The sequence below is a fragment of the Vibrio sp. 10N.239.312.D08 genome, from assembly GCF_041466145.1.
Taxonomy (GTDB): domain Bacteria; phylum Pseudomonadota; class Gammaproteobacteria; order Enterobacterales; family Vibrionaceae; genus Vibrio; species Vibrio crassostreae_C.
Map to the genome: position 1 here is coordinate 1 of NZ_JBFSSD010000014.1, position 22,013 is coordinate 22,013.

The following is a 22,013-nucleotide window of genomic DNA, read 5'->3' on the forward strand; positions in this document are numbered from 1 at the left end:
CGCTTGTACGGTGGTGTGAGAGGACGGAGGCCGTGAGGCCTCCTCCTACTCGATTTAAGCTAGAGCACGTTGCTCGCAGTAGGAGTGGATCTACTGCGCCACTTCGTCCACCAAATACAAGATTGATTGATACGGAATGCCACTGTGGTGCGATAAACCGATCTCACAGGTTCGGCTGTTACTAAAGCCACGACTGCAGTTGCTCGGCACTTGTTCCTTAAGTGGGTGAACTGCTGCTTCATTCAGCTCTGGTGTGGTGAAGCCTTTGTCACCTGCCCAACCACAACATTGAATATGCTCTGGAACAATCACCTCTTCGGTACACGCTTTAGCAAGGTTTAACATCGCGCCTTCTAAGCCCATTCGTCGAGAGCTACACGTGACATGCAGCATCACGGTTTCTTGTAGCGGCTCAAGCGTCAGATGTTCAAGCAAATATTGATTCACAAACCCTGTTGGCTCTAACACCTCTAATGGCTTGGTGAACTGTTCAATACTGCGTTTGGCACACGGACTGGTGTCCATCAATATTGGGTATTCACCCTGACGACTGGCTTGCCATAGCACTTCTTCCAACTGCTGAGCCTTCGACTGTGCTAAGTCGGTCATTCCTTTGCTGTCGTAAGGCATACCACAGCATTGGTCATCTAGCTTCTTCGGAAGAATCACCTCAAATCCCGCTTTGTTGAGCAAAGACATGGTCACTTCAGTTAGAGGACGTTGGTCGCCCGCATCGCTTTGTTGCCCCATGGTTCGACTTGCACAGGAAGGGAGGTAAACCACCTTCTTATGATTGCTTGAAGATTCTGCCGTCACGGGTGATGAGGCAAGCGAGTGACTATTGGATTGCGGCATCTCTGGCATCCAAACCGGTGTCGCGCCTTTAGTCACTGAGCGCAAGCCATTGGTTAGCTTGCCGACTGTATTCGCACCTAGAACCTTACTCGCCACTTGATTAGTTTTGAGGCCAGCCTTAGTCAGCTTGGTGGTGGTCGAGAAGTGATCCGCTGTCCACTTAGCTATTGGCGTGAACTTCTCATATTTGGCGATACGAAGCTTCTTCACTAAATCGCCAGTGTTGATGCCCACTGGGCAACGCTCGGCACACAGGCCTGTTGCGGCGCAGGTATCAATGCCTTGGTATTCAAACGTCTTCTCTAGCTCGCTGGCATCTATCTCTTCACCTGCTGCTCGGCGCCGTTGTAGTTCGCGGTATAAAACAATACGTTGGCGAGGTGATAAAGTCAGCGTGCGAGAAGGACAAACTGGCTCACAGAAGCCACACTCAATACAGCGGTCGACTAAGTCATCGGCAGCAGGCATCGGCTTCAGGTCTGTGATGTGGGAATTTGGATTGTCGTTGATGATAACGCCGGGGTTAAGCAGCCTTTCTGGGTCAAACAGTGCTTTGATCTGTTGCATCAAGGCATAACCATCTTTGCCCCATTCTAATTCCACGTAAGGTGCCATGTTTCGGCCCGTGCCGTGTTCCGCTTTCAGTGAACCTTGATATTTCACCGCAACTAGTTCGGCAACGTCATCCATGAAACCGCCGTAACGGTCGATCTCTTCTTGGCTGTCGAAGCCTTGGGTAAACACAAAGTGAAGGTTGCCTTCGAGTGCATGGCCGAAAATGATCGCTTCGCTGTAGTCGTATTTATCGAACAACTCTTGCAACTCTCGAATACCGTTAGCGAGGTTTTCAACAGGGAAAGCCACGTCTTCGATGATAACCGTCGTGCCGACTTCACGCACTGCGCCAACTGCTGGGAACATGCCTTTTCGGATGCCCCACAGGGTTGCAACAGTCTTTGGATCGGACGTAAAAGGGACCGACTCAACAATCGTGTAATCAGCCAATGCATCCAAAATTGATTTACATTGTAAATCTAAGTCCTGCTGGGAGCTGGCGTGTGATTCAACCAAAATAGCTGCGGCTTCCAAGTCCAAGTTCGGCATGAATGCAGGCATACCCGGTTTATCCGCCACTGAACGTAGCGCTCTGCCGTCCATTAATTCCACGGCTGCAACCGGCGTTTTAGATAGCGTAGTCACGGCTTTACTTGCTTGTTCGATGTCGGCAAACACCAACAGAGCAGAGGCTTTGTTCGGATGTTCGATAACCGTGTTATAGGTAATCTCAGCGATGAAGCCTAGCGTGCCTTCTGAACCAATCATCAGATGTTTGATGATCTCAATTGGGTCGTGGTAATCGACCAATGCATTCAGAGCATAGCCGGTGGTGTTTTTAAGACGGTACTTGTGGCGGATTCTGTCTGCCAGTTCTTGATTCGAGCTGGTTTGTCTGTGTAAATCAACAATGCCTTCAAACAGCGCTTTGTGCGATTGCTTGAAAGCCTCAACGCTGGCGTTATCTGCGGTATCAAGCAGGGAACCATCACTCAATACGATTTTCATGCTCTCGACGGTGCGATAGGAGTTTTGCGCAGTACCACAACACATACCGCTGGCGTTGTTCGCGGCAATACCGCCAATTTTACAGGTGTTGATAGAGGCTGGGTCTGGGCCGATTTTACGTTGGAAAGGGGCGAGGTATTTGTTGGCATCAGCGCCAATTACACCGGGTTGTAGGATGATCTGATTGCCGTTATCGACAATCTCGTGGCCGCGCCAGTCGTCGGTCAGGGTGATAAGTACCGAGTCTGAAACGGCTTGTCCTGAAAGGCTGGTACCCGCAGCGCGAAAGGTAAAATGAATGCCCAGTTCGCGACAGCTTTGAATGGTGAATATCACTTCGTCTAAGTTTTTCAGCCTTAGAACCATTTTCGGCACCAAGCGATAGAAACTCGCATCGGTGCCGTAAGCCAAGCGCTTTGCCTCTTGTGTGACAATGCGTTCTGTTTCTATTCTTTGAGCCAGTATCGCTTCAAGCTGCTTATAAGCTTGTGGATCTACTACTCGCTCATGGGATGTGTTTGTCTCCATCTTTGCTTCCTTGTGCTTCTTATTTGGCACTGATTTGCTTTTTTGTTTTTTTATTTTATTTTCCAGTGCTTAAACGGTGTCACAACGGTAGTGGAATTGCTGTGACACCGATTGAACTTCAGCCTAAGTAGACCAAAGCATTAGTTTGAATTTGAATTTGAATTTGAATTTGAACCTGAACCTGAGTCGTAGCCGATTAATCTAGCCCTACCAATGATTCACGGGTTAAGTCTTTGATTGTCTTGGCGCCAGTTAGTGTCATGGCTACGCGCATCTCTTTGTCGTACAGATCAAGTAGGTTCTCAACGCCTGCTTGTCCTTGTGCTGCTAATGCGTAGACGAAAGAACGGCCAAGTAGGGTGCAGTCTGCGCCCATCGCCATCATACGAACTACATCTAAGCCAGTACGAATACCAGAATCGACCAGAATCTTGGTGTCGCCTTTTACTGCATCTGCAATTGCAGGTAATGCTTTAGCACTTGATAGAACGCCATCAAGCTGACGACCACCGTGGTTTGAAACTACGATACCGTCTGCGCCAAATCTCACGGCGTCTTTTGCATCTTCTTCATCAAGAATGCCTTTGATGACCATCGGGCCGTCCCAGAAGTCACGGATCCACTCTAAGTCTTTCCATGAAATCGACGGGTCAAAGTTGTCACCCAACCAACCGATGTAGTCTTCCAGTTTGGTTGGAGAGCCGCGGTAAGTAGAGATATTGCCAAGGTCATGCGGTTTACCTAACAGGCCAACATCAACGGCCCAGCTAGGATGACGCATAGATTGAAATACGCGGCGTATTGCTGCATTTGGGCCACTCATTCCTGAGTGCATGTCACGGTAGCGAGCGCCGGGTACGGGCATATCCACGGTGAAGACCAGTGTTGTGACGCCAGCGGCTTTAGCGCGTTCAAGAACGTTCTTCATGAAGCCACGGTCTTTTAGTACGTAAAGTTGGAACCACATTGGGCGCTCAATCTTAGGTGCAACTTCTTCAATCGGACATACCGACACGGTCGACATGGTAAAAGGGATGCCTTTGTTGTCGGCGGCTTTTGCTGCTTGTACTTCACCACGTCGTGCGTACATGCCTGTTAGACCAACAGGAGCCAGTGCGATTGGCATTGCTAGCTTTTCGCCAAACAACTCGGTTTCCAAATTTAGGTCCGACATGTCATTAAGCACACGTTGCTTGAGCGCGATCTCTGCCAGATCAGCCGTGTTGCGGCGTAGGGTATGTTCTCCGTAAGAACCGCCATCAATGTAGTGGAAAAGAAACGGTGGCAATTTCGATTTTGCTGCGGCGCGGTAATCAGTCGATGCGGATATGATCATAATTTCAGTCCTAAATTCTTGGGATGTTGCCCTTCTATGAGAGCTTGGTTTGGGCTGCTTTAATTCTTGAAAGTCAGTGTTCGATCTTGCTTAATATTTGAAGCTGTAAACGATAAAACGATAAAACGATAAAGCGGGAAAATGGCGTTAATACCCGAGGGTGTTGATGTGTTTCAGTATCCATTCCGAAACTCATCAACTGTCTTATTAGACGGTGTTGCAGTCGGGGAATTGAGTATTAACGCCAAGTGCTTTTGTAACGACTTATGGTTTACATAAGTGCGTCTGTCATTTTGAAGCCGTAGATAACCACTAGGCCGATGATTCCTGTCATCACCAAGTAGTAGAACGTTGGGATGATAGTCTTACGTAGCGTTGCACCTTCACGCCCTAGTAAACCTACCGTTGCCGATGCCGCTACTACGTTGTGAATCGCAATCATGTTACCTGCTGCTGCACCAACCGCTTGCAGAGCGACAACCACCGCACTAGAGATCGTCAGAGTTTGTGCCACTTCAAACTGGAATTGGCTGAACATCATGTTTGAAACTGTGTTCGAACCTGCAATGAAGGCACCTAACGCGCCCACAGTTGCACTCAGTGCTGGGAATGCGCCGCCAACTAGGTCAGCTGCAAAGTTCGCAGTCGTTACTGGCATACTTGCCAAATCAGCGTCATTCACACCAGAGTTAATGAAGATACGAACCATCGGGATGGTGAACACCAACACAAAGCCTGCGCCAATCAGTGTTTTACTTGACTCACCAAAGGCTTTAGCCAGTGGTGCTGCGCTGCGAGATTGCATTAGAACAGCAACCAGCGCGACGAAGACCAAGATACCGCCCGGTAGATACAGAGGTTGAATCGCAGTGCTTACGCCAGTCTCGCCAAGGATGTTGCTGAACGATAAGCTCACGCTCTTAAGTAGGCCTTTGAACTCAGGGCTAACACGGCTAGCAACTAGAGTGATAGCAAGCAGCACGTAAGGTGCCCATGCCATTGCCATGCTCATTTTCTTGTGACCTTGCTTAGTGTCATCAAGATCGATTTTCAGAGAACCTAGCCATTCTGCTGGCCACTTGTCTTCGCTCTCGAAATCCCATTTTGATTTTGGTACGAGGAAGCCACGTTTTGCTGCAGTAACCACAATTGCTAGGCCAACCAGACCACCAATCAATGATGGGAATTCTGCGCCTAGGAAAACGCCCGTTAATGCGTAAGGAATCGTGAAAGCAGCACCTGCGAACAGTGCGAACGGCAGGATATCTAAACCTTCAGTCCAGCTTTTGTTCTTACCAAAGAAGCGAGTCAGCATCATTGCCATCAATACAGGCATCATCACACCAACAGAAGCATGAATCAGCGCAACGCTTGACGTGATTTGTTGTAGGTAAGCATCCCATGTTGAGCCATGAGCAATCAGGCTTTCACCGATGTTGTGCGTGTCCAAACCTTTGTTCACACCAACGATGATAGGTGTACCAACCGCGCCGAATGATACTGGCGTAGATTGGATCATCATGCCCATCAGTACCGCAGCAAGCGCAGGGAAGCCGATAGCAACCAGCAGTGGTGCAGCGATGGCAGCAGGTGTGCCGAAGCCAGATGCGCCCTCAATGAATGAACCGAAACACCAAGCAATGATGATTGCCTGAACACGACGGTCAGCGGATATATCAGTGAATCCATTACGGATAGTGGTGATGGCTCCGGTGTGTTTCAAAGTGTTTAATAAGAAGATGGCGCCGAACACAATCCAGAGAACCGACACGGTAATGCCGAAGCCTTGGAATACAGAAGCCAGCACGCGAGTGCCAGACATGTCCCAAGCAAGTAGGGCGATAGCAACGGTTAAGGCAAATGCCACAGGCATCGCTTTTTTTGCTGGCCAGTTAAGACCAACCAGCAGAATCGCTGCAACAACTATTGGTGAAAATGCCAATAGGGCTAGTAGAGTTTCACTCATGGGTACTTCCTCGTACTGTTTTCAAACGTTCATGTTTGAAGTAAAGATCACGTTATGGTTTGTCATTATTTGAATCGCTTTGGCCTCTAAACGGGAACCTTCTTTGGGCGACTCTTGTAATTGGAATGACTGTTTTTGTAATTGTTTTGTTAATTTGGCGTGAATTTACCCCTTTATTTTTTATTGATATAGGGAAATAATGAAAATAATTAATTCCAAAATTGGCATAATCAGATGCGAGCAGACGATTTGATCCTGTTTTCACAGGTGGTAGAACTGGGCAGTTTCAGTAAAGTGGCAGAGCAAAATAACCTTACAAATTCGGTAGTTAGTAAAAGAATTGCGCGTTTAGAGGAAGAGATCGGCGTGCAATTATTATATCGAACCACGCGTAAATTGACCCTGACTGAGGCGGGCAAGGCAATGTTACACGGGGCCAAAAATGTGAAGCAGGCAGCTCAAGAGGCTATGGACGCAGTTTCAGGCTTTGGTGAAAATGTCAGTGGTCATATCAAAATGTCAGTGCCTACTATCTCCGGAGATTTGATTCTCGCAGACGCGGTGGCTGAGTTTTGTAATATGCACCCAGGTTTAACGGTCGATATGTCTCTGAACAATCGCTTTGTCGACTTGGTTGAGGATGGTCTCGACTTGGTGATTCGAACCGGCTACTTGGAAGATTCAAGCCTCATTGCTCGTCATATATTGGATTCACAATGGGTGGTGTGCGCTTCTCCGTCTTATATTGCTAAGAACGGTAAGCCGATGCTGCCTAAAGATTTAGTGCAACATAACTGTCTGCAATACGCGTATCAAACAACGGGTGCTAGTGAATGGCAGTTCCTGCATAGTAAAGACGGATGTACTGACAACGATAAATACATTGTGCGTGTCTCGGGTTCATTTTCTACCGATAACGCCACGGCACTTCGTAAAGCTGCGTTGGGCGGCCATGGTGTGGCGTACGTGCCACGTTGTCTGGTTTATCACGATATTCGTAATGGTCAGCTGGTGGATATCTTCCCTGATTTGGTAGGCAAAAAGTTGGGGATTTATGCGGTGTACCCTTTTACTCGCCAGCCACCAAACAAGATTAAGTTATTGATTGAACATATCAGAACGCGCTACTTGACGATTTCTCACTATTTTTAATAAGGATCACGATGAGCTATTTAAAAGAGTATCCATATCCAGTCACCAACAAACAGATCGTCAGCGATGACTATTTTGGCCAGATAATCGAAGACCCATATCGCTGGTTAGAAGACGACAGAAGTGACGAAACCGCGCAGTGGGTAGCGAGTCAAAATGAGGTCACGTTCGATTACCTTGCTCAAATTCCATATCGCGCTGAACTGCGAGAAAGACTGGCGAAAGCGCAAGACTACAAAAAGAGCTCGCAGCCGTTTGTTCGAGGTGAGTACACCTACTTCTATAAGAACGATGGCCTGCAGAATCACAGTATTCTCTATCGTCAGAAAGAGGGGCAGCAGGTTGAAGTCTTCTTAGACCCGAATACCTTCTCGGAAGACGGCACCACATCTCTAGGCTCGGTGTCGTTTTCTAAAGACTACAGCTTAGTGGCGTACAGCATTTCTGAAGGTGGTAGCGACTGGCGCAAGATCTTCGTTATTGATACCGAGACTAAACAGCAGCTTGAAGCCGAAATCACTGACGCCAAATTTACTGGTATTTCTTGGTTGGGTAATCGCGGCTTTTATTACTCTAGTTACGATAAGCCAGACGGTAGCCAGCTTTCTGCACGTACCGAACAGCACAAACTTTACTTCCATGAGTTGGGTACAGAGCAAGCTAGCGATAAAGTGATTTTTGGTGAGAACAACGCTGAGCAGCACCGTTATGTGTCGGGCTACACCACGGAAGACGATCGTTACCTAATTATTCTTGGGAAAGAGTCGACATCGGGTAACAGACTGTTCTATATCGATTTAAACTCACCAGAGCAAAAGCTGAATACGCTGATTGATCATGTGGATAGCGACACTTATCTCATCGATAACCAAGATGAGACCTTCATTCTATATACGAATCTTGATGCGCCAAACGGCAAGGTCGTGAGCTTTGATACTCGCGATGGAAAGTGGCTTGATATCATCCCTGAGAAGCCACAGCCATTGGACATCAGCACTGGTGGTGGTTACTTGTTTGCTCATTACATGGTCGATGTGGTGTCTAAAATCGATCAGCTTGATTACCAAGGTAACTTAGTTCGAGAACTTCACATGCCTGGGATGGGAACGGCCAGTGGCTTAGGTGGTAAAAAAGAGCAAACCCAGCTTTATTACACCTTTACCAACTATGTCACGCCGCCAACGATTTTCTCCTTCGATGTCGAAACTGGCAGTTCAGAAATTTATCAGCGATCTGAGTCACCGTTTGAACCGGATAAATTTGAGTCTAAACAGGTCTTCTATACCTCAAAAGATGGCACTCAGGTTCCGATGCTTATCTCTTACAAAAAGGGATTAAAACTAGACGGTAGTAACCCAACCATGTTGTACGCCTATGGCGGCTTTAACGTGAGCCTAACCCCTTATTTCTCTGGTACGGTAGGCAGTTGGTTAGAACTTGGTGGTGTGTATGCCGTGCCTAACTTACGTGGCGGCGGCGAGTATGGTAAGGCATGGCACAAAGCTGGGACTCAGCAGCAAAAGCAGAATGTGTTTGACGACTTCATTGCCGCAGCGGAGTTCTTAATCGAAGAAAACTACACCAGCAGTGATACGTTAGCAATCCGCGGTGGGTCTAATGGTGGTTTGCTAGTAGGCGCTTGCATGACACAAAGGCCTGAGCTGTTCCAAGTGGCTCTGCCTGCGGTGGGTGTGTTGGACATGTTGCGTTACCACACCTTCACGTCTGGTGAAGGCTGGGCGTACGACTACGGTACATCAGCACAAAACAAAGAGATGTTCGAATACCTGCTTGGCTATTCTCCCGTTCACAATGTGGTGCGTGGCGTTGATTATCCGGCGACTCTTGTTACGACGGCTGATCATGATGACCGCGTGGTGCCTGCTCACTCTTATAAGTTCATTGCAGAGCTGCAAGACAAGCATGAAGGTGGCGCACCCGTGATGATTCGTATTGATGTTAATGCGGGCCATGGCGCCGGAATGCCGCTCAGCAAAGCGATCGATTTAACCGCCGATATCTACGCATTTACTCTGTTCAATATGGGGATTGCGTCTCTAGATTCACTTTAACGAATGCTTGATTCTAGATAACTGGGTATTTTACTCAGACCAAGAAGCCTCAAAATCTGCCTTAGATTTTGAGGCTTTTCATATATATGAAAACCAATCAAAACTGCACCATATTTCCTTCACTTTCACACACTGTTTTCCGTGATAGCCGCCACCATTACTGATGAAATGAAAGCGATTTCAAGCTGATATTTCACGCAATATTAATCCTAACCTGTTGATCTTAAATCAGTAGTTTTCGTCATGGATATTCTAAAAGTTTCATGGATTTTAGGCTGATTTATCAGTGTGAACAGCGACCAACTTTTCAACGCTTTCATTGCTTAATATTTCCCTGTTCGATGAAAACTCAAAAAAATAATAGGGAAATATAATGCAAAAATTTAAGCTTTTGCCAATAACAGTCGCAGTGGCGGCGTCGCTTGCTTCAATCTCTTCTTTTGCTGCTGATACTGATATCGAAGCATTAGAAAAACGAATTCAAGAGTTAGAATCTAAGGTTGTGGATATTGATTATGTCAACGATCAACAGCCCGCTGTCCTAACTGCAGAAACTAAGGTGCCAGAAGGCATCGTCTTCTCTGGTTATGCTCGTTACGGCGCTCACTACAAGAGCGGTGATGAGCGTTACGTAGACATCGGTACAACAGGTCGCTCTGTCGGTCGTTTGGGTAACGAAGCCAATGGTGGTGAAGTTCAGTTAGCTAAGCTTTTCCAAGCTGACAACGGTGCGATTTGGGACGTTGTATTTATGGCTGACCACTGGGAAGCAGATGCTTGGGCTGACGACGGCGGCTTGAGCATGAAAAAAATGTACGCTGGTGTAACCAATGTATTTGAAAGCCAACCTGAGCTGTACATGTGGGCTGGTCGTGACTTCCATCAACGTCCGCAACAAGGTCTGAACGATTACTTCTGGATGACACACGATGGTCAAGGTGCAGGCTTTAACAACCTAGACTTCGGTGGTGCCAAGCTAGACATGGGCTTTGTTGGCCAAGTGAAAGGCGGCCTCGTAAATGACAACGGTCGATACGCAATCACTTCTAAACTTCACTCAATTAACGCGGGTATCGGTCAACTAGACCTATATGCGAACTATGGTTTTGCTTCAGATGAAGCCGACTCAGACGTAGCGGGTGATCCAAAAGTAAGTGATGAAACAGCATATCTAGTAGGTGCAACTTTAGGGCTGGGTGAGTCTAACAAGTTGATTGTTAAGTATGGTGACGGTGCAGACACTTCGGTTTATGACCTAAAAGGTGACTACCAAACTTTGTACGCAAGTGTTGAAGGTAGCTACGCAGCAACTGACAACTTCATCATCGATTACTTAGTGTCGTACAAAGACAACTCTGGCTCAGACTTAGATCGCGAGAACACGGAATACGCGGGTATCGTTCGTCCACAATACCAATGGGATGATGTTCACTCTACATGGCTAGAGGCTGGCTACGGTATGGTTGATTACGATGACGACGGTGAAGAGAACGCTTGGAAAGTAACGCTTTCTCAGAACGTTTCTCTAGGTGGCTTACCTTGGAGTCGTCCAATGCTTCGCTTCTACACAACTGTGGGTGATGTAGAGACAAAAGGCGCTCCAAAAGACAATGGTAATGTAGATACATTGTCATTCGGTGCGATGTTTGAAGCTTGGTGGTAATCACAAGCTAGCAACAGCAGCTCTTTGAATTAGGCATATTTTCAAAGAGCCTGTGTTTAAAAGTAGTAAAGACTGTCCATTTTAGCCCTAAAGGCAGATTAATTAGGGCACGTTTCAATTAACTCCATTCTTGGGCACATTTTTTGTGCCCTTTTTTTTCGTCTTGAATATCTGTTGTATCATTTTGGATTGCCTCTCCCTCTGCTCTCCATGACATCTTCAATACCTCGTTTCATATTATTTTAATCTATCTCGCGTACCCTGCTTTATCCCTAGTAATTGTAATGGCTAACTCACGTCGTAGCCTTTGCATATCAATAGCCTAGATGGTGGAAAATACTCGATACCCATCGTATTTGATACGCCAATAGGTGTGTTGAAACCCCTTCACGGAACTAAGGCTTTTAACAAAACTGACTCACGATGGATTCATGATTCCATGAAACAGTTTCATGGCGTAAAGTGAATCTGTAAGCGCTTTCATGATTTCCACAACTGGCATTTTTACCTCCAACTTTAGTGTGATGACACTCACTTCAACTAAAACGTAATTTCTTAATAATCGTTTTGTAAGCGGTTACAAGCTAATGAAGTATCGAGGTTCGAGTGGCGACAATTAAACACGTATCAGAACATGCAGGTGTGTCTCAGGCGACAGTGTCTAGAGTTATTAATGGCACTAGCAGAGTGAGTCATGACAAGAAGTTAAAGGTTGAAAAAGCGATCAAAGAATTGGGTTATCGCCCGAACTCTATCGCTCAAGCTTTGGCTTCAAGTCGTACCGGAAGTGTTGGTGTTGTTGTTCCAGAACTGGGCGGTTCTTTCTATTCAGGCATCTTGCATTGCATAGAAGAAAACCTACGCCGCTTTGGTTACCACGCTGTTGTTACAGCGGGTTCGAACACCGAACAAGGGCAGCGAGAGTCTGTGGAGTTTCTGTTGGGGCGTCGTGTTGATGCTTTGATTCTTCACACTCAACTGCTCAGTGATGACTATTTAATTGAATTGGAAGAACAGGGGACCCCTGTGGTTTTAATCAACCGCTTCATCCCAGAAATGGCGATGAGTTGCATAGATATTGATAACGAAGTCGGGGGGCTACTCGCTACTCAATATCTTTTGCAAAAGGGACATACAGATATCGCGTGTATTACCGGGCCTTTAGATAAAGCAGATGCTAGGGGGCGTTTGCAAGGGTATCGAAAGGCCTTGGAAGAAGCGGGTGTGCCATACGATGAAGCCTTAGTCTCGGAAGCGGGTTTTACTGAAGAGACGGGCATCAGCGCTATGAAAAAGCTGATGAATCGTAAGTGTCATTTCACAGCAGTATTTGCTTCGAATGATCACATGGCATTCGGCGCTTTTGAGGTGCTGCATCAAGAGGGACTGTCAGTTCCGAAAGATGTATCACTGGTGGGCTTCGATAACACCATCTTCGCGCGTTATCTGACCCCTAGTTTGACCACCATTAATTTCCCTATTGAAGAGATGAGCGTTGAAGCAGTACAGCTCACTCTACAGAAGCTAAAAAAAATCAAACATGACGTGAACTTTAAATTGCTGCCGACGTTGGTCACTAGAAACTCGGTATCGGATTTACCAGTTACCCTATAAAAATATTAAGGATAGAACATGAAATTTAAGACCTTGGCGCTTTCATGCGCGGTTGCTTTAGGATTAGGTACAACGGCTGTGAATGCGGCTGACAAAGAGATTCGTTTCGACGGCTTCCCTGATTTCGATAGCAGCCTGAAGGTGTTACTGCCTGATTTCGAGAAGAAGACAGGGATTAAAGTTGATTACCTTATGAACAACCACGGTGACCACCACACGAAACTAACGACTAACCTAGCAACGGGCTCTGGTGCGGGTGATGTGATTGTTGTCGACGTTGAGAAAATTGGTCCATTCGTTGGCTCTGGCGGCCTCGTTAACCTGTCTGAAAACTACGGTGCAGATAAATACGAAGAACGATTCGCACCTTACGCATGGGCACAAGGCAAAGGCGCTGACGGCGACATGTACGGCATTCCTGTCGATCTAGGTCCAGGGGTTATGTACTACCGCACCGACGTATTCGAAAAAGCGGGCATTGATGTAGAAGAAGCAATCAAAGATTGGGATTCATACATTGCTGCTGGTGAAAAACTGAAAGAGCAAAACGTACAACTTATTGCTTCAGCAGCCGACGTAGCACAAGCGATCATCTTCACGACGGTTCCTGAAGGTGAAGGTCTGTACTTCGATAAAGATGGCAACCCTGTTGTGACATCAGAGCGTTTTGTTCACGCTTTTGAAGTAGCAAAAGAGATTCGCGACAAAGGTTTAGACGGCCGTATCCTAGCTTGGTCTAACGAATGGTACGAAGGCTTTCGCAACGGCACATTTGCAACTCAACTTTCTGGCGCTTGGCTTCTTGGTCACCTAAACAACTGGATTGCACCGGAAACTAAAGGTAAGTGGGCAGTAGAAAACCTACCTGATGGTATCTACGGCAGCTGGGGTGGTTCATTCCTTTCAATTCCAACTCAATCAGACAACCCAGATGAAGCTTGGGCGCTTATTGAATACATGACGACTGACCGTGAAGTACAGCTTAAGCACTTCGAAACGATTGCTGCTTTCCCAGCGAATACAACAACGTATGACGATGAGCTTTTCCAAGAAGAGATGGAGTTCCTAGGCGGACAAAAAGCCCGTCTTATTTTTGCTGAAGTTGCGCAAAACATCAAACCAGTATCTCCAGCACAAGGCGACCACGTTGCACGTTCTATCATCTTAGAGAACGCATTGATGGAAGTACTTGATGAAGGTAAAGACATCGAGACAGCGCTTAAAGAGGCTGAGCGTCTAATCAAGCGTCGCACGCGTAATCTTTAATTTGTTATTACTTTGAGTAAGTGAGGAGGCGCGGATAGCGCGCTTCCTTTTTTAAGAGGTCGTTACTATGAATCATACAGCGAGCACAACGATAGAACCTTCGGAGCAAAGCTTTTTTTCTCGTCTGAATTTGAAAGCGCTTACACCGTATGGATTTCTTCTACCGTTTCTGATCATTTTTTCTGTATTTGGGATCTTCCCGCTGTTGTTCTCTGTTTATCTTTCGTTCCATGAATGGAACCCTGTGAAGGGCATGGATGCGATGGAGTTTGTGGGTTTTGAGAACTATCACATTGCTTTAACTGACCCATGGTTATGGCGCTCATTAAAGAACACATTGTGGCTAGCAATCACGTCAGGTGTGGCTCAGCATTTAGTTGCTATTCCAGTGGCTTACATGTTGGTTTCGATGGGTGACCGTATGCGTCACTGGCTAACATCGGCGTACTTTTTACCGTTCATCACATCAACGGTCGCAGCGTCACTGATTTTCTTCAACATGTACTCTCCTAACTCAGGAATTATTAACCAAACGCTGATGGCTCTGGCTGATAGCACGCTGTTTGGTTGGGCATTTGCTTGGGTTAATGATTTTCAGCCCATCCGCTGGTTAGACGATGCCACTATGGTGAAGCCGTCTATCGCGATCATGGTTTTCTGGAAATACACCGGTTTTAACATCGTCCTTTACACCACGGGTTTAATGACGATTCCTAAAGACATTTTAGAAGCTGCTCGTATGGATGGTGCCAATGCCTTCCGCCGCTTCTGGAACATCTCACTACCAATGATTCGTCCATTTATCTTCTTTGCAATTACGATGACCATCATCGGTAACCTGCAAATGTTTGAAGAACCGTTCGTACTAACGCGTGGCACAGGTGGTACAGGCCAATCTGGTTTAACTATCTCTATGTACCTCTACAAAGTGGGTTGGGAATGGCTAGAAATGGGCACGGCCTCAGCGATTTCATGGCTTCTGTTTGCACTCATCGCAACGTGTACCTTGGTTCAATTTTTATTCTTCGGTAAGAAAGGCTTAGGGGAACATTAAGATGTCGACATCAATTAAGACAAATACTTCACCACTAAGTGGCCTAATGCCAAGCGAACGCACCATGTACATCATGACTAAGATCTTGATGGTGATGCTCGGCATATTACTGGTTGTTTCTGCAATCATTACGGTGTTTCCGTTTGTGTGGTCAGCTCTGCTTTCAACACGTGATCGTTCGGAAATCTTTGGTTCGGGCATCAGCTTTGCCATTGGCGATAGCTTGGCAATCAACTACGCAAAACTGCTAGAAATCATTCCGTTTTGGAAAGCGATGTTTAACTCGATTTACGTGGCTTTCTTAGGCACCACCATCTCGCTGTTGTTCTGTAGCATGGGTGGTTACGCATTTGCTGTGTTTAAGTTCCGCGGTAAGAACGTGTTGTTCGGCATGCTGGTTGGCTCGATGGCGATTCCGCCTGTGCTTAGCTTGATCCCTTACTTCATGATCGTGAAATTCTTAGGCTTGCTGGATAACCATATGGCGGTATGGCTACCGTTCACCACCACACCATTTGGTATCTTTTTGATGCGTCAGCACGTGATTGCATCGATTCCTAAAGAGCTATTAGAAGCGGCGAAACTGGATGGTGCAGGCGAGTTCAGAACGTACTGGAGCGTGGTACTGCCACTGATGAAACCAGCATTAGCAACGCTTGCGATTGTTCAGTTCGTCTTCTTCTGGAACATGTTTATGCAGCCTCTCGTGGTGCTAAACAACCCTGACAATTACGTCATCACACAAGCACTACGAAGTGTTCAAGGCATTCCGAATACGCCATGGGGCGCGGTAATGCTAGGTACCACAATTTCTATTTTACCACTCGTGATTACATACCTGTTCGCATCGAAACAGATGATCAGTGGTTTAACGTCCGGCGCAGTTAAAGGTTAGGTTTAAGGGTTATAACAATGAATAAATTTCAACTTCCAAGTGATTCAAAGTTACGCAGTAAGGAATTTGTATTCGGTGTCGCGACATCTTCATACCAAATTGAAGGCGGCGTTGAAGAGGGCGGTCGTACACCGTCTATCTGGGACACTTTCTGTAAGAAGCCGGGCAAGGTCGATAACGGTGATAATGGTGATGTGGCGTGTGATCACTACCACCTATGGAAACAAGATATCGAGATGATTCAAGGCTTAGGCGTTGATGCTTACCGCCTATCAATTGCCTGGCCGCGTATCCTGCCGCAAGACGGTGTGGTGAATCAGCAAGGCCTTGAGTTTTACGGTCAAATCATCGACGAGTGTCATGCTCGTGGCATGAAGGTGTATGTGACGCTTTACCACTGGGATCTACCACAATACCTTGAAGACAAAGGCGGCTGGTTAAACCGAGAAACGTCTTACAAATTCGCAGAATATGCAGAAGTGGTGAGCAAGTACTTTGGTGACAACATCGACGTATACACCACACTCAATGAACCGTTTGTTTCTGCATTCCTAGGCTACCGTTGGGGCGAACATGCGCCGGGTATCAAGGGTGAGAAAGAGGGCTACTTAGCATCTCACCACCTAATGTTGGCTCACGGTTTGGCAATGCCGATCCTTCGTAACAATGCACCTCACGCTAAGCATGGCGTGGTATTCAACGCGACGCCGGCTTACCCGCTGACGCCACAAGATCAAGGTGCGGCAGATTACTGCGAAGCGGAAAACTACCACTGGTTCATCGACCCAGTATTAAAAGGTGAGTACCCACAGCTGGTGGTTGAACGTCAAGCGATGAACATGCCAATGATCCTTGAAGGTGATTTAGACATTATCAGCGCACCGGTCGATTACATCGGTATCAACTACTACACGCGTAATGTCGCTCGCTTTAACGAGAATGGTGACATTGAATCGGTGAAACAAACCGATGCTGAACACACCTACATTGGCTGGGAGATTAACCCACAAGGTCTAACCGATTTATTGGTCAGACTGGATGCTCGCTACGAAAACATGCCACCTATCTACATCACAGAGAACGGTGCTGCAGGTAACGACGAGCGTATTAACGGACAAGTGATGGACGACCAACGAGTTCGTTATTTCCAAGGCCACATCGAAGCGGTTCACAACGCAGTTGAAGCTGGCGTGAAAGTCGATGGTTACTTCGCTTGGAGCCTAATGGATAACTTTGAGTGGGCATTTGGCTACTGCCAGCGTTTTGGCATCGTCCACGTTGATTACACCACTCAAGAAAGAACACTGAAACAGAGCGCAATTGCGTACCGAAATATGCTTCTAGAGCGCGCTGAGGAGAACAGATAATGGCTAAAGTAGAATTTAAGAACATCAAAAAATCATTCGGTGACGTTGAAGTTGTAAAAGAGTTTGATTTTACGGTTGAAGACGGTGAATTCGTGGTTTTCCTTGGTCCATCTGGCTGTGGTAAATCGACTACGCTACGCATGCTTGCTGGCCTTGAAAGCATCAGCTCTGGTGACATTGTGGTTGGCGGTAAGTTGATGAATAAAGTCGATGCGAAAGACCGTGACTTGGCGATGGTATTCCAAAGCTACGCTCTGTACCCACACATGACCGTTTACGAGAACATCGCGTTTGCCCTGAAACTGAAAGGCATGCCGAAAGCAGAAATCGACGTAGAAGTTTTAAAAGCGGCGAAAATGCTAGAGCTTGATCCACTACTGAGCCGTAAGCCGAAAGAGCTTTCTGGTGGTCAGCGTCAGCGTGTAGCAATGGGCCGTGCGATGGTTCGTACACCAAAAGTGTTCTTGTTTGATGAGCCGTTATCTAACCTAGACGCAAAACTGCGTGGTGTGATGCGTGAAGAGATCAAACACCTACATCGTGAGCTTAAAACCACCACGATCTACGTAACACACGATCAGATCGAAGCGATGACATTGGCGGATCGCATCGTGATTTTGAAAGACGGTTATGTGGCTCAAGTTGGCACACCAACCGAGGTGTTCCAACGCCCGGCTAACAAGTTTGTCGCGCAATTCATAGGTAACCCATCAATGAACATGTTGGAAGCCAAACTGATTGAAAAAGAAGGCGAATACTTTGTTGAACTTGGCGATGTTCATATCCCACTGCCAGATCGTTTTAAGTCTCTGGCCTCTAAAAACTTAGCGCTTCACTTTGGTGTTCGTCCAACAGATATCCACCTTCGTGCTGAGCAAGTTGACCACGATCGCGTATTGCCATTCCCTGTGAAAATTAAAGACAAGGAACTACTTGGCGCGAGCATTCTTCTGAAAACAGAAATTGGTGGTCAACCGCTGATGGTTGAAACCCAAGCCGCTGAAGTGGATGTGAAAGAGCTGACACTTTACTTGGACTTGGATGCTTTCCACCTGTTTGACGCACTGAGTGAGAACTCGCTAGCGAGCTAGCCAGTCAATTTAAATCAGTCATTGAGCTGACACCAACCAACTTACGACAAATTGTTTTGGCTCCTCCTGATTTGGGAGGGGCTAGGGATAGTGATGATGAAATTCGGATATTTTGACGATAAAAACAAAGAATACGTAGCAACCACACCGTGCACACCGATCAAATGGTGTAATTATGTAGGCACATTAGATTTCGGTGGCATTGTTGATAGCAACGGCGGTGTGCTGTTGTGTAAGGGCGATCCGGCACTCAACCGTATCACTAAGTACATTGCACAACTGCCAAACTCTGATTTTAAAGGCTCGACCCTTTACCTAAAAGTACGTGATGAAGCGGGCAACGTAGAGGTGTTCTCACCTTTTTACACACCGACTCTGAAGCCTCTTGATAAGTTTGAAAACCACACCGGTTTGTCTTACACCACCATCGTTGCGGAAGCGTTTGGTGTGCGTTGTGAAGCGACCTTCTTCGTACCAAAAGCTGACCAAGTACTGCTGCAAGACATCAAGGTCACCAACATTTCAGATAAAGCGCTGCACGTTGATGTGGTGCCTGTATACGAATTCACGCACTTCGATGCACTTAAGCAACTACTGAATGCCGATTGGGTTCCACAAACTATGACGCTTAAAGCGCACCAACAAGAGTCGGGTCATACCGTGCTTGAGCAGTATGCCTTCATGAAGCGTGACTACGCGGTGAACCTGATGACAGCGGATCGCCCTGCGACGTCTTTTGATGGTGATCGCCAATCGTTCCTAGGTAATTTGGGCTACGGTACATGGGCAGCGCCAGAAGCACTAAACAATGATGAATTAGGCAACACCGAGTGTTTGCGTGGCGACAACATTGGCGCACTGAACCTGCGTCTGGGTTGGTTATCTCCAGAGCAGACCGAACGTACGATTGTACAAATCGCGCAAGAACAGAGCCTAGAAGCAGCATTGCCTCTATTGGCTAAATATCGTGACCATCAAGTGGTCGATTCTGCGTTCGCTGAACTGGCTGAACATTGGGATGGTTACCTACAAGCGGTTCAGGTTGAAACGCCAGATCCGGCAATGAACTCGATGCTGAACGTACATAACCCACGTCAGTGTCACACAACCAAAAACTGGTCTCGTTACTTGTCTCTGTACCAGCTTGGCTATGGCGCACGTGGCATTGGGTTCCGTGATTCTTCGCAAGATACATTGGGCGTAATTACGCACATGCCAGAAGAAGCGCGTGAATTCATCGAGCGTCTGTTATCTGTGCAAAACACCAACGGTTCTGCGATGCATCAGTTCTTCCCATCAACGATGGAAGCGAACGCGGGTGACTCGCGTGAAGAGGAAGATCGCCCGGATTACTACGGTGATGATCACCTGTGGATCATCTACGCGGTCACGCAATATGTGAAAGAAACGGGCAATGCAGACTTCTTGAATAAAGCGATCCCGTTCTATCAAAAAGACAAAGCGGGCAACCCAGTCGAAACGGGAACGGTTTGGAACCACCTGTGCCGAGCGATTGAATTTACCTACACCAATACTGGCGAGCACGGCCTACCGCTGCTAGGTTTTGCTGACTGGAACGACACGGTGAACCTGCCAACCGGTGCTGAGTCGATGATGGTGGCTAACATGTACGGCAAAGCACTGCTCGACATGTTGGATTTGTGTGAGCTGCGTGGCGAAGTGCAACTGACGGCTAAGTTTAACGATCAGTACCAACAGATGCAGAGTACGGTGAATGAGTGCGGTTGGGATGGCGAATGGTTTGTTCGTTACTTTGATGAGCAAGGTTTGCCAATCGGCTCTCATAAAAATGAGCAAGGGCAGATCTACACTAACGGTCAAAGCTGGCCTGTGATCTCTGGTTTCGCGACTCAAGAGCGTGCAACGCAAGCCCTAGACTCGGTTTACAGCAAGCTGAATACAGCGAATGGCATTAAGCTTTCAACTCCTGGTTACAACGGCTTTGATCCGCAGCTAGGTGGTGTTTCAACTTACCCACCAGGTGCGAAAGAGAACGGCGGTATCTTCCTGCATTCCAACCCTTGGGTGATGATCGCCGAAGCGAAAATGGGTAACGGTGAGCGTGCTTACGAGTACTACCGTCAAATCAATCCAGCTTCTAAGAACGACGACATTGATACCTTTGAATCTGAGCCTTACTGCTACCCACAGAACATTCTGGGTGACGAGCACAAACAGTTCGGTTTAGGCCGAAATGCGTGGCTTTCTGGTACGTCTTCTTGGACATACGTTGCGGGTACGCAATGGATTCTGGGTGTTCGCCCTGAAGTGGATGGCTTGCTGGTGGACCCATGTATTCCGGCAGAATGGCCTGAATTCAAAGTCCGTCGTCAGTTCCGTGGTGCGACATACCATATTCATGTCACTAACCCGAATAACGTCTGCAAAGGTGTGGTAGAGATGAAGGTGAATGGTGACCTGATTTCAGGTAACAAAGCGCCAGTGTTTACCTCTGGTGAGCACACCATCGAGGTGATTTTAGGTTAACAAAGAGAAGGGCGCTTTATGCGCCCTTTATTGCTTCTTTAGTTTGCTTCTTTCGTTGCAGTTGTTTCGTTAGCAATGCGTTCTCTGGGGGCTGATTTCGCATACAGCAGTTGCTTTACTTTGCTTTCTTTATGTTGGCTGATAGGTGGCTTGGCATTGCCAAGTAAAGGTTTGAGATTGGTTCGGGCTAAGCGTCAATAAGCCAATCTGGTTATTGAATGCGTCGGCTGGACAAGTCATTGGTTCTATTGCAATACTTTGCTCGCTCGTCGGCGTGTACAGCTGAACGAATGGGTAGCTTTCATCTTGTTGGTAGCGAATTGCGGCAGACGAATCTGAGCGCGTAAACGCAAGTTGATTGGTTGTCTTGGAATCAAATTCAAAGCAATGATTTAAGCTTTGATTGGTGAGTGAATCGTCCAAAGACAAACGGTCAAAAGCGTGCTTTTCGCCATTGGGTAGGTCGTTTTCGTGTATGACTTCAGAGCAAGGCGACATAGCGAGTCCACATTGCGCTAGCTCAGTGCCGAGTGAGAAATAAGGGTGCCAAGCATCACCGAATGGGAATGCAGAATCACCGAGATTAGAGATGGTCGTTGAGGAAGTGAGTTTACCCGTGATATCGATAGTGAAGGCGACTTCAAGTTTAAAAGCAAACGGGAAAGCAAGATGCAAAGACGACGTTTGATATTGCAACGTCACACTGGCGGATTCTTCAGTGGCTACGCTGTTTGTGATTGAAAAAGGTTGGTTGTAGAGCAGGCCATGTACGGCGTGATCAGACCAAGGAAAGTTAACTGGGAGTTGATGGTTTTGGTTATCGAAACTGTAACGACCTAAGTTTAAACGGTTTGGAAAAGGGAATAATTTAGCACTGCGGGAAAAGAACGGATGTTGGTTGATCAGTTCATCATAATTCTGATAACCACAAATAAAAGAGAATGGACTGTTGTTGACAATATATTTATTTATAACAGCGCCAAATCCATTGATTATTTGAAGTTCTATACCATGTTGGTGGTTTATTAATGTGACTGAGTCAATATTTCCAAATTTTTCATTTATAATTTTAAACATGTTGAT

The 22,013-nt window shown here is 46.8% G+C and carries 14 protein-coding genes; 10 read left to right on the forward strand and 4 right to left on the reverse strand.

Going from position 1 to position 22,013, the window contains the following annotated elements; translation table 11 throughout:
- Window positions 1–90: 90 nt before the first annotated feature.
- From AB6D58_RS09645 to AB6D58_RS09655, 3 genes are all read right to left on the reverse strand, one after another.
- Window positions 91–2,946 carry an FAD-binding and (Fe-S)-binding domain-containing protein gene (locus tag AB6D58_RS09645; protein WP_372157128.1) on the reverse strand — a complete coding sequence of 952 codons (2,856 nt, stop codon included), beginning with the start codon at window positions 2,944–2,946 and terminating at the stop codon, window positions 91–93.
- Between the two features lie 196 nt (window positions 2,947–3,142).
- Window positions 3,143–4,282: an FMN-dependent L-lactate dehydrogenase LldD gene (lldD, locus tag AB6D58_RS09650; RefSeq protein WP_372157130.1), complete on the reverse strand. Its 1,140-nt coding sequence runs from the start codon at window positions 4,280–4,282 to the stop codon at window positions 3,143–3,145.
- Between the two features lie 271 nt (window positions 4,283–4,553).
- The gene (locus AB6D58_RS09655; protein WP_372157132.1) at window positions 4,554–6,248 is read right to left on the reverse strand and encodes an L-lactate permease; all 1,695 of its coding nucleotides are present in this window, start codon (window positions 6,246–6,248) and stop codon (window positions 4,554–4,556) included.
- 234 nt (window positions 6,249–6,482) lie between these two features.
- On the opposite strand from AB6D58_RS09655, the gene AB6D58_RS09660 reads away from it, so the two are divergent.
- The 10 genes from AB6D58_RS09660 to AB6D58_RS09705 all read left to right on the forward strand — a co-directional run bounded on the left by AB6D58_RS09660 (window position 6,483) and on the right by AB6D58_RS09705 (window position 20,930).
- Window positions 6,483–7,400, forward strand: a complete 918-nt coding sequence (locus AB6D58_RS09660) for a LysR family transcriptional regulator (RefSeq protein WP_048611944.1) — start codon at window positions 6,483–6,485, stop codon at window positions 7,398–7,400.
- Window positions 7,401–7,411: 11 nt separating this feature from the next.
- Complete coding sequence (locus AB6D58_RS09665; RefSeq protein WP_372157134.1) at window positions 7,412–9,472, forward strand: prolyl oligopeptidase family protein; 2,061 nt, start codon at window positions 7,412–7,414, stop codon at window positions 9,470–9,472.
- A gap of 373 nt (window positions 9,473–9,845) precedes the next feature.
- Complete coding sequence (locus AB6D58_RS09670) at window positions 9,846–11,135, forward strand: carbohydrate porin (protein WP_372157136.1); 1,290 nt, start codon at window positions 9,846–9,848, stop codon at window positions 11,133–11,135.
- Between the two features lie 606 nt (window positions 11,136–11,741).
- On the forward strand, window positions 11,742–12,749 hold the full coding sequence (locus AB6D58_RS09675; protein WP_017097774.1) for a LacI family DNA-binding transcriptional regulator: 1,008 nt from the start codon (window positions 11,742–11,744) through the stop codon (window positions 12,747–12,749).
- A gap of 18 nt (window positions 12,750–12,767) precedes the next feature.
- Window positions 12,768–14,015, forward strand: a complete 1,248-nt coding sequence (locus AB6D58_RS09680) for an ABC transporter substrate-binding protein (protein WP_050632545.1) — start codon at window positions 12,768–12,770, stop codon at window positions 14,013–14,015.
- A 67-nt stretch (window positions 14,016–14,082) separates the two neighbouring features.
- On the forward strand, window positions 14,083–15,069 hold the full coding sequence (locus tag AB6D58_RS09685; protein ID WP_048614012.1) for a carbohydrate ABC transporter permease: 987 nt from the start codon (window positions 14,083–14,085) through the stop codon (window positions 15,067–15,069).
- A gap of 46 nt (window positions 15,070–15,115) precedes the next feature.
- Window positions 15,116–15,964 (forward strand): carbohydrate ABC transporter permease, encoded by an 849-nt coding sequence (locus tag AB6D58_RS09690; protein WP_372157191.1) that lies wholly within the window; start codon window positions 15,116–15,118, stop codon window positions 15,962–15,964.
- 17 nt (window positions 15,965–15,981) lie between these two features.
- Window positions 15,982–17,331 carry a GH1 family beta-glucosidase gene (locus AB6D58_RS09695; protein ID WP_372157138.1) on the forward strand — a complete coding sequence of 450 codons (1,350 nt, stop codon included), beginning with the start codon at window positions 15,982–15,984 and terminating at the stop codon, window positions 17,329–17,331.
- Window positions 17,331–18,422: an ABC transporter ATP-binding protein gene (locus AB6D58_RS09700; protein WP_048611927.1), complete on the forward strand. Its 1,092-nt coding sequence runs from the start codon at window positions 17,331–17,333 to the stop codon at window positions 18,420–18,422. The genes AB6D58_RS09695 and AB6D58_RS09700 overlap by 1 nt, the downstream gene beginning before the upstream one ends.
- Window positions 18,423–18,515: 93 nt before the next feature.
- Entirely contained in the window at window positions 18,516–20,930 is a 2,415-nt protein-coding gene (locus AB6D58_RS09705; protein ID WP_372157141.1) for a GH36-type glycosyl hydrolase domain-containing protein, read from the forward strand.
- Window positions 20,931–21,059: 129 nt separating this feature from the next.
- Here the strand turns inward: AB6D58_RS09705 and AB6D58_RS09710 are convergent, their stop codons facing one another.
- On the reverse strand, window positions 21,060–22,007 hold the full coding sequence (locus AB6D58_RS09710; protein ID WP_372157143.1) for an aldose 1-epimerase: 948 nt from the start codon (window positions 22,005–22,007) through the stop codon (window positions 21,060–21,062).
- Window positions 22,008–22,013: the final 6 nt, after the last annotated feature.